General features: G+C 59.6%; 13 protein-coding genes and 2 pseudogenes. 8 read left to right on the top strand and 7 right to left on the bottom strand.

From position 1 onward, the window contains the following. A partial coding sequence (locus ACIQ47_RS12120) for a heme-binding protein (protein WP_396438353.1) occupies positions 1-139 on the top strand: 139 nt, incomplete at its 5' end. A gap of 331 nt (positions 140-470) precedes the next feature. On the opposite strand, the gene ACIQ47_RS12115 is transcribed toward ACIQ47_RS12120, so the two are convergent. Then, the gene (locus ACIQ47_RS12115; protein WP_396438352.1) at positions 471-677 is read right to left on the bottom strand and encodes a type II toxin-antitoxin system RelE/ParE family toxin; all 207 of its coding nucleotides are present in this window, start codon (positions 675-677) and stop codon (positions 471-473) included. A 17-nt stretch (positions 678-694) separates the two neighbouring features. Between ACIQ47_RS12115 and ACIQ47_RS12110 the strand changes: the two genes are divergently transcribed. Then, positions 695-1,066, top strand: coding sequence for a hypothetical protein (locus ACIQ47_RS12110; protein WP_396438350.1), 372 nt, complete (start codon positions 695-697; stop codon positions 1,064-1,066). Between the two features lie 22 nt (positions 1,067-1,088). Here the strand turns inward: ACIQ47_RS12110 and ACIQ47_RS12105 are convergent, their stop codons facing one another. Then, positions 1,089-1,625 (bottom strand): PadR family transcriptional regulator, encoded by a 537-nt coding sequence (locus tag ACIQ47_RS12105; RefSeq protein WP_396438349.1) that lies wholly within the window; start codon positions 1,623-1,625, stop codon positions 1,089-1,091. 99 nt (positions 1,626-1,724) lie between these two features. Between ACIQ47_RS12105 and ACIQ47_RS12100 the strand changes: the two genes are divergently transcribed. The 4 genes from ACIQ47_RS12100 to ACIQ47_RS12085 all read left to right on the top strand — a co-directional run bounded on the left by ACIQ47_RS12100 (position 1,725) and on the right by ACIQ47_RS12085 (position 5,909). Next, entirely contained in the window at positions 1,725-3,746 is a 2,022-nt protein-coding gene (locus ACIQ47_RS12100) for an FAD-dependent oxidoreductase (protein ID WP_396438348.1), read from the top strand. Continuing rightward, a complete protein-coding gene (locus ACIQ47_RS12095; RefSeq protein ID WP_296291693.1) occupies positions 3,747-3,878 on the top strand; it encodes a hypothetical protein in 132 nt (43 codons plus the stop codon). 65 nt (positions 3,879-3,943) lie between these two features. Then, a complete protein-coding gene (locus ACIQ47_RS12090) occupies positions 3,944-4,411 on the top strand; it encodes a (2Fe-2S)-binding protein (RefSeq protein WP_296291696.1) in 468 nt (155 codons plus the stop codon). Positions 4,412-4,478: 67 nt separating this feature from the next. Beyond that, a complete protein-coding gene (locus ACIQ47_RS12085; RefSeq protein ID WP_396438347.1) occupies positions 4,479-5,909 on the top strand; it encodes a carotenoid oxygenase family protein in 1,431 nt (476 codons plus the stop codon). Between the two features lie 61 nt (positions 5,910-5,970). Here the strand turns inward: ACIQ47_RS12085 and groEL are convergent. The 3 genes and pseudogenes from groEL to ilvD all read right to left on the bottom strand — a co-directional run. Further along, positions 5,971-6,177: pseudogene (groEL, locus tag ACIQ47_RS12080) on the bottom strand (chaperonin GroEL); the annotation flags it as partial. Positions 6,178-6,410: 233 nt separating this feature from the next. Further along, positions 6,411-6,730 (bottom strand): annotated as a pseudogene (locus ACIQ47_RS12075) (IS91 family transposase); the annotation flags it as partial. Positions 6,731-6,963: 233 nt separating this feature from the next. Next, the gene (gene ilvD, locus ACIQ47_RS12070) at positions 6,964-8,664 is read right to left on the bottom strand and encodes a dihydroxy-acid dehydratase (RefSeq protein WP_296291700.1); all 1,701 of its coding nucleotides are present in this window, start codon (positions 8,662-8,664) and stop codon (positions 6,964-6,966) included. Between the two features lie 103 nt (positions 8,665-8,767). Between ilvD and lgt the strand changes: the two genes are divergently transcribed. Then, on the top strand, positions 8,768-9,571 hold the full coding sequence (gene lgt, locus ACIQ47_RS12065) for a prolipoprotein diacylglyceryl transferase (protein ID WP_396438346.1): 804 nt from the start codon (positions 8,768-8,770) through the stop codon (positions 9,569-9,571). A gap of 14 nt (positions 9,572-9,585) precedes the next feature. Here the strand turns inward: lgt and ACIQ47_RS12060 are convergent, their stop codons facing one another. Further along, the gene (locus tag ACIQ47_RS12060; protein ID WP_396438345.1) at positions 9,586-10,053 is read right to left on the bottom strand and encodes a winged helix-turn-helix transcriptional regulator; all 468 of its coding nucleotides are present in this window, start codon (positions 10,051-10,053) and stop codon (positions 9,586-9,588) included. A 94-nt stretch (positions 10,054-10,147) separates the two neighbouring features. On the opposite strand from ACIQ47_RS12060, the gene ACIQ47_RS12055 reads away from it, so the two are divergent. Next, positions 10,148-11,491, top strand: a complete 1,344-nt coding sequence (locus ACIQ47_RS12055) for a D-amino acid dehydrogenase (protein WP_396438351.1) — start codon at positions 10,148-10,150, stop codon at positions 11,489-11,491. 105 nt (positions 11,492-11,596) lie between these two features. Here the strand turns inward: ACIQ47_RS12055 and ACIQ47_RS12050 are convergent, their stop codons facing one another. Continuing rightward, entirely contained in the window at positions 11,597-11,821 is a 225-nt protein-coding gene (locus ACIQ47_RS12050) for a hypothetical protein (protein ID WP_396438344.1), read from the bottom strand. Positions 11,822-12,000 lie beyond the last annotated feature (179 nt).

Raw genomic sequence — 12,000 nt, 5'->3', positions numbered from 1 at the left:
GAGCATTCAGGGCATGCTCGAAGGCGGCGTGCCAATCATGAAGGACGGCTTTTGCTTGGGCGCAGTGGGTGTCAGCGGCGTCAAGTCGACCGAAGACGCACAAATCGCCAAAGCGGGTATTGCGGCCGTTGGCTTGTGATCTGTCTCTTGAAGCCCTGACCTGTTGGTCAAGGCCGCGAATGAAAAACCCGCCTTGGCGGGTTTTTTTCATGGTGCGCCCAGCATGGGCGCACACCTGCGGGTGCAAGTCCTGCTGCGAGCTGGTCATATTGAGCAAAGTGAAGCGCAACTGCGTGAGGGTGAGCGAGCGCGGGAAGGAAGCGTGGAGCATAAATCGCGAGCCGATGAACAAGAACCGCATTTCATTCCCAGGGCGGGCAAAATATCATCTCGCAGCGTTAACCTTGGGTGGGGTGGGGTGGGGTGGGGTGGGGTGGGGTAGGTTGTGCATCCTGCTCATCTCGTGTACCTCAGTGGTAATCCTGGTAATCGACCAGGATCGCATCGCCATCCTCAATCCGGAACGTCAAGCGCCAATTGCCGCTGACCGTTACCGCCCAGCGCCCAGCAAGCCCTCCAGACAGCGGATGAAGCCGCCAGCCTGGCAAATTCATGTCCCGTGGCGCCTGAGCCCGGTTCAACTGCGCCAATTGCCTCGCCAGCCTAGCCGCATACACCACCTGGATGCCGGTCTTTGTTCCCTATTGAAAAAGGCCTCCATTCCCTTGCCGAGGGGCACACGCTCAGTGAGCAAGCGGAACAAGCCAGCGTCCTCATGCAAGCCATGGACACCAAACCGCACAAGGCCATCGTTGACCTGGGCTACCGGGGGGTGGACAAGGCCAACCCCGACATCGACATCAAGCACCGTGGCAAATTCAAGAGTCTGACGGATGAAGACAAAAAAGATCTCAAGCGCCGACAAGCCATCGAGCCGATCATCGGCCACTTGAAGGCAGATCACCGAATGAACCGGTGCCACCTGAAGTGGTCACGGGCGACAGTTACCGTCTTGAATGGGGTTTTTTGGCAAAAACGGGTGCTAGCCCAAGAGAGTATTCAATAGGGTGCCACCAAAACCATAGCATTTATTGGTTTGAATGGTCCAGTAGTGCCAGCGCCCTTTCAGAAAACTCGATCCACATGGTTTCCTGCAAGATGCCCGCACCCAACACCAGGTGCTGTAACTGCGCCTTGCGTAAGAGGTCTTCACGGGCAAAGTCTCGTTCTTCGATGGCGCGGTAAACAGCCAGCTTTTGCCGGTGCAGTTCCAGTCGGCGTCGTATGTCGTTTGCCAGGCCGGTGGGACCCACCACTGCCTCGGCCCGCAGGCGCACCATGAACTCGTCGCGCAAGGGTTTGGGGGCTTGGTCTTCGGCGACCCAGCGCTCCAGTTCGGCACGGCCTGCGGGCAAGACCTGGTAGACCTTTTTGCGACCCCGACCCGCCTCGGGCGCCAGGGATTCCACCCAGCCCGCTACTTTCAGGCGACCCAGCTCCCGGTAAATCTGCTGGTGCGTGGCCTGCCAAAAGTAACCAATTGAGCGGTCAAACCGACCCGCCAAGTCGGACCCGGAGCTGGGTTGCTCCATCAGGGCGGTGAGTAAGGCGTGCGGCAGGGACATGGGCGTGCGTTTTGGGCGAAAACTCTATTTTATGCAACCAGTTGCAAGGTTGGCGGGATTCTATTTAGAATTGTGCAACCAGTTGCATAAAGGACCGCCATGGCCGCTTATCCCCATATGTTGAAGCCGCTCGATCTGGGCTTTACCACCCTGAAAAACCGTGTCCTGATGGGCTCCATGCACGTGGGCCTGGAAGAGGTGCCCAACGGGTTCGAGCGCATGGCTGTCTTTTATGCAGAACGCGCCCGCGGTGGCGTTGGCCTGATCGTGACCGGCGGCATTGCCCCCAACGAACGCGGCCGCCCCATGAAGGGCGGCGCCATGCTGACCACCGAGGCAGAAGCCGAACACCACCGCGTGGTGACAGATGCCGTACACAAAGAAGGCGGCAAAGTCGCAATGCAGATACTGCACTTTGGCCGCTACTCGTACCAGAAAGACCTGGTGGCTCCCAGCGCTTTGCAAGCACCCATCAACCCGTACACTCCGCACGGGCTAAGCACCGACGAGGTGGAGCAAACCGTGGAAGACTTTGTGCGCTGCGCCGCACTGGCACAACACGCCGGTTACGACGGCGTGGAGATCATGGGCTCTGAGGGTTATCTGATCAACGAATTCATCGCTGCCCGCACCAACCACCGCGACGACGAATGGGGCGGTAGTTACGAGAACCGCATACGTTTTCCGGTCGAGATCGTGCGCCGCGTGCGCGAGCGCGTGGGAACCCACTTCATCATCATTTACCGCCTGTCGGCACTGGACCTGGTGGCGGGTGGCTCCACGTTGGACGAGGTGATCCAGCTGGCCAAAGGAATTGAAGCAGCGGGCGCCACCATCATCAACACCGGCATTGGCTGGCATGAAGCGCGCATACCCACTATCGCCACCAAAGTACCACGCGCCGCCTTTGCCTGGGTGACCCAGCGGCTCAAGGGCCTTGTGGGCATACCGCTGGTGGCCACCAACCGAATCAACACGCCCGAGGTGGCCGATCAACTGCTGGCCGATGGGTTCTGCGACATGGTATCCATGGCCCGGCCTTTCCTGGCCGACCCGGAATTTGTGCGCAAAGCCGCAGAGGGCCGAGCGGACGAGATCAATACCTGCATAGGCTGCAACCAGGCCTGTCTGGACCATACCTTTGGCGGCAAGATCACGTCTTGCCTGGTCAACCCGCGTGCCTGCCACGAGACTGAGCTGGTGATAACACCTGCAACCCAGACCAAGCGCATTGCAGTGGTGGGCGCTGGCCCTGCGGGCCTGAGCTTTGCCGTTACCGCAGCAGAGCGTGGCCACAGCGTTGAGCTGTTTGACGCTGCCACCGAGATTGGTGGCCAGTTCAACATCGCCAAGAAGGTACCGGGCAAGGAAGAGTTTTACGAGACGCTGCGCTACTTTGACCGGCAGTTGAAACTGCGCGGTGTCAAGGTGTCTTTGAACACCCGCGTGACGGCAGATGCCTTGAAGGCCGGTGGTTTTGACGAGGTGGTGCTGGCCACCGGCGTGACGCCGCGCACGCCCGCCATCCAAGGCGTGGACCACCCCAAGGTCATGGGTTATCTGGACGTGCTGCGCGACGGCAAGGCCGTGGGCAAGAACGTGGCTGTCATTGGGGCGGGCGGCATTGGTTTTGATGTGTCCGAGTACCTGACCCACTCGGGCACCAGCCCCAGTGTGGATGCGCCCAAGTTTTATGCCGAGTGGGGCATCGATACGGGCTATGCCCATGCTGGCGGCATCAAGCCAGCCCATGCCGAAATCTCGCCACGCAAGGTGCACCTGCTGCAGCGCAAAGAAAGCAAAGTGGGCGACCAATTGGGCAAGACCACGGGCTGGATCCACCGCACCTCGCTGAAGGCCAAGCATGTGGTTATGACGCCTGGCGTGCAGTACCAGAAGATTGACGATGCGGGCCTGCACATTCGTGTGGGTGACACGGAGCAGGTTGTCGCCGTCGACAACATCATCCTGTGCGCCGGGCAGGAGCCGCAGCGCGAGCTGTATGGCGCGCTTCAAGCCGAGGGCTGCTCGGTCCACCTGATTGGCGGCGCTGATGTGGCCGCCGAGCTGGACGCCAAGCGCGCCATCAACCAGGGCACCCGCCTGGCCGCCACGATTTAATTGGCGATCCACCACTACCAGCCCGCAGCCGCGCTGATCCTTGCACTGTCCACCGTCATCCAGGTGTTCAAGGATTTCACCCACCACCGCCAACTGGCCTCAGAAGAACGGATAGGAAATCCAACCGCATGATCACAAGTATGGCAGGGGCTGACGATTTGCCACCAATTTGTCAAAGTAAACAGAATAGGTGTTCTATGTCCATTTCCTTTAACCTGAACGGCACCACTCGAGCCGTCGACTTGTCAGCGGACATACCGCTTTTGTGGGTGCTCCGCGATGTGCTCGATATGACCGGCACGAAATATGGCTGCGGGGACGCCGCCTGTGGGGCGTGCACTGTCCTTTTCGATGGTCAGGCGATCCGGTCCTGCCAGAACCCCTTGGCTGATATCGCCGGACAGGCCGTCACAACCATCGAGGGCCTGGGTACGCCAGACGCGATGCACGCAGTACAGGGGGCATGGTTCGATGCGCAGGCAGCGCAATGCGGTTATTGCCAGTCAGGCCAGATCATGCAAACCGCCGCCTTGTTGATTGCCAACCCGAACCCCACCGATGCCGAGATTGACGAGGCCATGTCCGGCAACCTGTACCGCTGTGGCACCTATCCTCGTATTCGTGGCGCTGTGAAAGACGCCGCCAATCGTTTGGCCGAGGTGTGACATGGGACGCATGATGAAGATCGCAAGATAAATTTTAATGAGTCAAAGTTCAAGCAAAGGAGTTGATATGGCAAGTGCAGTCGAAACATTGATCCGCGGCGTTGTTAGCAAAGCTGTGGCCAAGATTTCCGTTTTTAATCGTGGCCGGATGAAAGCGGATAAACCCAATCCCTATCTGACCGGTATTCACGCGCCAATGGATGCGGAACTGACGCTCGATAGTTTGAAAGTAACCGGCAGCATCCCGAGCGAACTGGACGGCCGCTATATTCGCAACGGCCCCAATCAGGTGGCTCCCGAAAATCCCGCCGCCTATCACTGGTTCCTCGGCGACGGCATGGTGCATGGCGTGCGGCTGCATGGCGGCAAAGCGTTGTGGTACCGCAACCGCTGGATCAAGAGCCGGAAAGTCACTGAGGCGCTCGGCCTTCCCGATGCGCCGGGGCCACGCAACGGCGCGATTGATACAGTCAACACCAATGTCCTGGGCCATGCTGGCGAGACATGGGCGATTGTCGAGGCAGGTGGCTATCCTGTGCGGATTAACGAGGAACTCGAAACCATCGCCTCTGATCCCTTTGGCGGGACGCTCAAAAATGCTTTCGCTGCACATCCGAATCTCGACCATGACAGCGGGGAAATGCATGCGATTACCTATAACGCCGATATCGCCGACACGATCTGGCATGTAGTCGTCGATGCCAAAGGCAAGGTCCGCCGCGAGGAACCCATCCGCGTACAGGATGGCCCGTCGATCCACGGTTGTATGATCACCAAAAACTATGTGATCATCCTTGATTTACCTGTGACCTTCTCGCTGAAGACATTTCTCGCAGGCCACCCTTTTCCTTATACATGGAACCCCGCTCACAAGGCGCGCATCGGTCTGCTTCCAAAGGAGGGCCGCAGCGACGATGTCATCTGGTGCGACGTCGCGTCGTGTTATGTGTTCCACCCTTGCAACGCTTTTGAGGCCGAAGACGGCACAGTCATCATGGATGTCTGCGCGCACGATACGATGTTTGCCGAAAGCAAAATCGGCCCGGATTCAGCGCGCGTGCCGTTTGAACGCTGGACGATAGATCCAGCCGCGCGCAGCACCGCGCGCATGGTAATTGACCCAGATTCCCAAGAATTTCCTCGCCCCAATGAGACACGCATCGGTAAGCCGTATCGGTTTGCCTATACGGTGTCGCTGCCCGATGGCGTGGCCTCGCCGAACGAGTCAAAGCTGTTCAAGCATGACCTTGAGGCTGGCGTACGCCAAGTCCATGATTTCGGTTCGGGCCATATCCCCGGCGAGTTTGTTTTCGTGCCAAAGCAAGCGGCGAAGGCGGAGGATGATGGTTGGCTGATGGGCTATGTTGTGAACATTGCGGCGCAGACGACCGATCTGGTGATCCTGAACGCAGCCAATTTCGAAGCCGCTCCTCAAGCCATCATCCACATCCCGCACCGCATCCCGCCCGGCTTTCACGGCAATTGGGTTGCGGCATAAAAAAAAGGCCGGAAGGTTTCCCCTCCGGCCCTTTTTGTGTGCATTAAAAAGCGTTGGACGATTAGAAGTTCATACCGCCCATGCCGCCTGGCATGCCGCCAGCGCCACTGGCCTTATCTTCTGGTGCGTCGGAGATAGATGCTTCAGTGGTGATCAACAGACCAGCAACCGATGCCGCATCTTGCAATGCAGTACGAACGACTTTGGGTGGGCCGATAACGCCCGAGGCCACGTGTTTTTCATACACATCGGTTGATGCGTTGAAGCCCATGGTCTTGTCACTTTCGCGGCGGCTAGGAAATCCAACCGCATGAGCACAAGTATGGCATCGGGTTGGGGCATCACAAGCCTGAATATGGGGGGCCGTTTGGGTGCTTGCTCTGGGCCAGTTGCCCGAGGTTTTCCGAGATTTGTCGCCATGACCCGTTTTGGGCAGTGCCAGGCACAGCCATTCCCCGCAGCGTTGGCAAAACCGCTGTTGCCGTCCCTGACCAACTCAACTCACCAGCTAACGCGCTGATCGACCTCAAAGTCGGGGCCGGTTGCGCTGCCAGATCCCACTCCGGCTCGACTTCGAGCGCACCATCCTCACCGACATGCGCATCGCAGTTATCCTAAAACGGTGGACCGCGCGCCGGGGCAATGTGCGGGGGCACGCAGTCCACCCCGATGTGATCAAGGATCTTTCTGATCTGCCTGCCCTCGGTGACAAATGCGATCAGGCGCATTTGCCCATCTCACAGCGGGCACAGCAGCGGCGGACTTGGGGTTTCGCCAAAAACCTCGTCAATGCGCGCGATCAACACCGTCCACAAGTAATGTTAGCGGCGTTCTGAGAGCGCTTCAACGTGGCATTGGAGCGCGGTTTTAGTTGAGGTTGTCGGGGAATTGAATGGCTGACGACATACCTTCCTTGCAGAGGTGCGTTCTGTGACACAAGGCACTGGACAACTTCAAGGCTCGCATCCGGCAACTCACACGCCACTCGGGTGGGCGCAGCATGTCACAGGTGGTGGACAAACTCAGGCCCTGTGCCGATGGTGGGGGTGGTGGGTCAGAACATGTCCAAAACGGCGCCCTTGCTGGCACTGGACGCATTGAAAGCAAACTTGGCTTGCACGCCGCGGGTGTAGCGCGGCGCAGGTGCGGTCCAGCCTTCGCGGCGTTTAGCCAGTTCGGCTTCGGGCACGTTCAGCTCAAGCACCAATTTGTGCGCATCGATGGTGATGCTGTCGCCTTCATGCACAAACGCGATGTTGCCGCCGGCTGCCGCTTCGGGGGCGACGTGGCCCACCACCATGCCCCAAGTGCCACCGGAGAAACGGCCGTCGGTGATCAGGCCCACGCTTTCGCCCAAGCCAGCACCGATCAGCGCGCCCGTGGGTGCCAGCATTTCGGGCATGCCGGGGCCGCCTTTGGGGCCGAGGTAGCGCAAAACCATCACGTCACCGGCTTTGATCTTGCCCGCCAAAATGGCTTCGAGCGCCGATTGCTCGTCGTCGAACACACGGGCTGGGCCGGTGATGACCGGGTTTTTCAGACCGGTGATCTTGGCCACAGCGCCTTCGGGTGACAAGTTGCCCTTGAGGATGGCCAGGTGGCCTTGCTTGTACATGGCGTTGTCGATGGTGTGGATCACGCTTTGCTCGGGCGGCGCGTCGGGCACATCCTTGAGCACCTCGGCAATGGTCTGGCCGGTGATGGTGATGCAATCGCCGTGCAGCAAACCGGCGTTGAGCAAAATCTTCATGACTTGCGGAATCCCGCCGGCCACATGCAGGTCAACGGCCAAAGCTTTGCCGCTGGGCTTGAGGTCGCACAAAACGGGGGTGCGTTGGCGGATGCGTTCGAAGTCGTCGATGGTCCACTCCACGCCTGCGCAATGCGCAATGGCCAAAAAGTGCAGCACCGCATTGGTGGAACCACCGGTGGCCATGATCACGGCAACCGCGTTTTCAATGGACTTGCGGGTCACGATGTCGCGCGGCTTGATGCCTTTGCGGATGGCTTCCACCAAAACACGGGCCGACTCTTTGGCCGATTCGACTTTTTCGTCGTGCACGTTGGCCATGGTGGAGGAGTAGGGCAAGGAAATGCCCAGGGCCTCGAAAGCAGACGACATGGTGTTGGCGGTGTACATGCCACCGCACGAACCGGTGCCGGGGATGGCGCGCTTTTCGATTTCGAGCAGGTCTTCGTCGCTCAACTTGCCTGCTGCATTTTCGCCCACGGCTTCAAACACGCTCACGATGTTCAGGTCTTTGCCTTGGTAGCGGCCCGGCAAAATGGTGCCGCCATAAACGTAAATGGCCGGAACGTTGGCGCGCAGCATGCCCATCAGGCCGCCGGGCATGTTCTTGTCGCAGCCGCCCACCACCAGCACGCCGTCCATCCACTGTCCTTGCACGCAGGTTTCCACGCAGTCGGCAATCACCTCGCGGGAGACCAGCGAGTACTTCATGCCCTCGGTGCCCATGGCCATGCCGTCCGAGATGGTGGGCGTGCCAAAGACTTGGGCGTTGCCACCGGCTTCTTCGATGCCCTCGATGGCCGCGTCGGCCAACTTCTGCAGACCGCTGTTGCAGGGGGTGATGGTGCTGTGCCCGTTGGCCACGCCCACCATCGGTTTGACGAAATCGCTCTGTTCATAGCCCATGGCGTAGTACATCGACCGGTTGGGCGCGCGCGATTTGCCCTCGGTGATGTTGGCGCTGCGGCTGTTGATGGGGGTGATCGGGATGATTTTGTCGCTCATGGTGGTGTCTCTGTAGAAGCCCAAAAGAAGGTCGCCACATTCTAACGGGCGCTGGTCAGGCCTTTATGTCCAGTCCGGGGCATCTCCGGTGCACAATCCGGGCATGCTGATCCATCCTCAAATTGACCCCGTCGCTCTGCAATTGGGCCCCTTGGCCATCCACTGGTATGGCCTGACCTATTTGGCCGCTTTTGGCCTGTTTTTCTGGCTGGGCGTGCGGCGTCTGGGCCATGCGCCCTTCAAACACTTGCCGCAATGGCAAAAACGCGATGTGGAAGACATCCTGTTTTTGGGCGTGCTCGGCGTCATTTTGGGCGGGCGCGTGGGTTATTGCCTGTTTTACAAACCGGCTTATTACCTGTCTAACCCGTTCGAAATTTTGGCCATCTGGCAAGGGGGCATGAGTTTTCATGGCGGATTGTTGGGTGTGATGCTGGCCATGGTCTGGTTTGCCCGCACCCGTCAGCGGCCGTTTTTGCAGGTCATGGACTTTGTGGCGCCCTGTGTGCCCACGGGTCTGGCGGCAGGGCGGGTGGGCAATTTCCTGAATGGCGAACTCTGGGGTCGCGTGGCTGATCCTGCATTGCCCTGGGGCATGGTGTTCCGGGGGGCGGGCGATTTGCCGCGCCATCCGTCGCAGCTTTACCAAATTGCGCTGGAAGGTTTGCTGCTGTTTGTGTTGCTCTGGTGGTTTGCCCGCAAAGACCGCCCCACGGGCCAAGTCTCAGGCGCATTTTTGCTGGGCTATGGCTTCTTCCGCTTTGTGGCCGAATTTTTCCGCGAACCTGATGCCCATTTGGGCCTTTTGAGTCTGGGGATGAGCATGGGCCAGTGGTTGTGTTTGCCGATGATGTTGGGCGGCTCCGTGCTATGGGTGTGGAGTGCTCGCCGAGCCGTTAGGGCCTGAGTGTCATTGGGAGATCAGTGGTTCAAGGTCAGGACCGTGCTTTCCTTGATTTCTTCCATGACCACATAGCTGTTGGATTGTGCGGGCACCGGGATCTTGTCGAGGATGGCGCCGAGCAGTTCTCGGTAGTCGCTCATGGCGCGTAAGCGGGCCTTGACCAGGTAATCAAAGCTGCCGGAAACCAGGTGACATTCCAGGACGTCGGGCATCAAGCCCACTTCGAGCCGCACGGTCTCGAACACCTGAGGCGATTTCTGGGACAGTGTGATTTCGATGAAGACCAACAGGGGTTTGCCTAAAGCTGTGGCATCGACTCGGGCGTGGTAGCCGGTGATCAGGCCCTGGCGTTCGAGCCTTTTGATGCGCTCTGAACACGGCGAGGTGGACAGGCCCACTTGTTCACCCACCTCGGTGACCGACATGCGGCCATTGCGCTGCAGCAGATCGAGAATCTTCAGGTCAATGCGGTCAGGATCGGACATTTTGCGGCCAAGGCCGAAAAATGGCCCTGGGTTCAGTTGAATTTGCTGTTATTAGACATCAATTCAAAAAAATATTCTGCAATAAATCCATAACATCGCTCAATCTCTAGTCAAAAGTGAGTCTGACATGAAAGTGGTGGTGCTGGGTGGTGGGGTGATCGGGGTCAGCACAGCCTGGGCGCTCTTGCGCCAAGGTGCCGATGTGACTTTGGTGGACAGGCAGCCTGATGTGGCGCTGGAAACCAGTTTTGCCAATGCAGGTCAGGTCTCGCCGGGTTATTCGACGCCCTGGGCGGCCCCTGGAATACCGCTCAAAGCCCTGAAATGGGCGTTTCAGGCCCATGCGCCGTTGGCAATTCGCCTGGACGGCAGTCTGTTTCAGTGGCGCTGGATGGCGGCCATGCTGGCCAACTGCTCAGCCGACCGCTATGCCGTCAACAAAGAGCGAATGATGCGCCTGTCCGAGTACAGCCGTGACTGCTTGCGCGTCTGGCGTGCAGAGACCGGCGTGGCCTATGACGCGCGCAGCCAGGGCACTTTGCAGCTGTTTCGCAGCCAAGCCCAGCTGGATGCTGCCGCGCGCGATGTGGCCGTGCTGCAGGACTGCGGCGTGCCTTTTGAGCTGCTGGATGCTGCCGGGGTCAGTCGTGCAGAGCCTGCATTGGGCAAGGTCCGTGTTCCGATCAGTGGCGGCTTACGACTGCCCAACGACGAAACCGGAGACTGCCATCTGTTCACCCGCCAGTTGGCGCAGCGCGCCTGCGCTTTGGGCATGAAGCTGCGACTGTCTTGTTCAGTGCAATCGTTGATGCGCGATGGTCATCGCGTCACTGGGCTGCAATTGAGCGATGTGGCCGGGCTTGCGGGCGAGCGCTTGCAAGCTGATGTTGTGGTGCTTGCTGCAGGCAGCTACTCGCGTGACTTGTTGTTGCCGCTGGGGCTTGACATCCCGGTTTACCCGGTCAAAGGCTATTCGCTCACCATGCCGCTGAGTGATGCCTCGCTGGCCCCCCAGTCGACCGTGCTGGATGAGACTTACAAGGTCGCACTGACCCGCCTGGGCGACCGCCTGCGCGTGGGTGGCATGGCCGAGTTGGCCGGTTTTGATTTGCGCTTGAATCCACGTCGCCGCGCCACGCTCGAAAAAGTGACATGCGAACTCTTTCCCGGGGGTGACTTGTCGAAGGCGCAGTTCTGGACTGGCTTGCGCCCCATGACGCCTGACGGCACTCCACTGGTGGGTGCTACGCCGTTGACTGGACTTTACCTCAACACCGGGCACGGCACACTGGGCTGGACCATGGCCTGCGGCAGTGCCCAGTTGTTGGCCGATGTGATTTCGGGTCAGCCGCCTGCCATCCGCGCCGAAGGTTTCGACATGGGCCGCTATGGCGCACGGGTGACCACAAGCCGGCCGGGTCGGCTGACGGCGGTCTGAGAAGCGCTCAGGCTTGTGCTGGCCGCTTTTGCAGCCAGTCGCCGCGCACGGCCTCGCAGGCCGCCGCCACCTGCAGCAAAGCCACATCGCCTTGCGGCTTGCCGATCAGTTGCAAGCCCATGGGCCAGCCATGTGTCGGGTGAAAGCCCGCAGGCAGACTGATCGCAGGCAGGCTGCATGGTGGCTGTACTGCAAGCCCGACACATCGACGCAGACCTTGATCGACAAAGGCTGGCGTGCGTCGTGCCCTGACTGCGTGGCCAGCAGGCGCGCCAGGTTGCGCACGGTGCGGTCCATGGGGCCTTTGGTGCCCAGTGGGTCCACCCACACACATCACTTCGGTGCAGGACACTTGCCTTTGGTGGATGCGCTCGGACAGCTTGCTGGCGTTGAAGTCGGTAATGTCAGTGAGGTCGGACATGGGGGGATTTCAGAGGTTCAAGCCAGGTGCGGTGGCGGCACAAAGCCGCACCACTCGGTTTCAAGCCAGCGGGCCATGTTCAGGCACA

This window comes from Limnohabitans sp. (assembly GCF_044373035.1).
Taxonomy (GTDB): Bacteria; Pseudomonadota; Gammaproteobacteria; order Burkholderiales; family Burkholderiaceae_C; genus Limnohabitans_A.
Note: the sequence above shows the minus strand (reverse complement) of the source record. Positions and strands in the feature narration are given on the sequence as shown.

What these genes read in the sequence shown, in the direction of transcription:
- ilvD (WP_296291700.1), bottom strand. Translation starts at nt 8,664, where the DNA reads ATGAGCGACAAAATCATCCCGATCACCCCCATCAACAGCCGCAGCGCC.
- ACIQ47_RS12060 (WP_396438345.1), bottom strand. Translation starts at nt 10,053, where the DNA reads ATGTCCGATCCTGACCGCATTGACCTGAAGATTCTCGATCTGCTGCAG.
- ACIQ47_RS12105 (WP_396438349.1), bottom strand. Translation starts at nt 1,625, where the DNA reads ATGTCCCTGCCGCACGCCTTACTCACCGCCCTGATGGAGCAACCCAGC.
- ACIQ47_RS12090 (WP_296291696.1), top strand. Translation starts at nt 3,944, where the DNA reads ATGTCCATTTCCTTTAACCTGAACGGCACCACTCGAGCCGTCGACTTG.
- ACIQ47_RS12085 (WP_396438347.1), top strand. Translation starts at nt 4,479, where the DNA reads ATGGCAAGTGCAGTCGAAACATTGATCCGCGGCGTTGTTAGCAAAGCT.
- lgt (WP_396438346.1), top strand. Translation starts at nt 8,768, where the DNA reads ATGCTGATCCATCCTCAAATTGACCCCGTCGCTCTGCAATTGGGCCCC.
- ACIQ47_RS12100 (WP_396438348.1), top strand. Translation starts at nt 1,725, where the DNA reads ATGGCCGCTTATCCCCATATGTTGAAGCCGCTCGATCTGGGCTTTACC.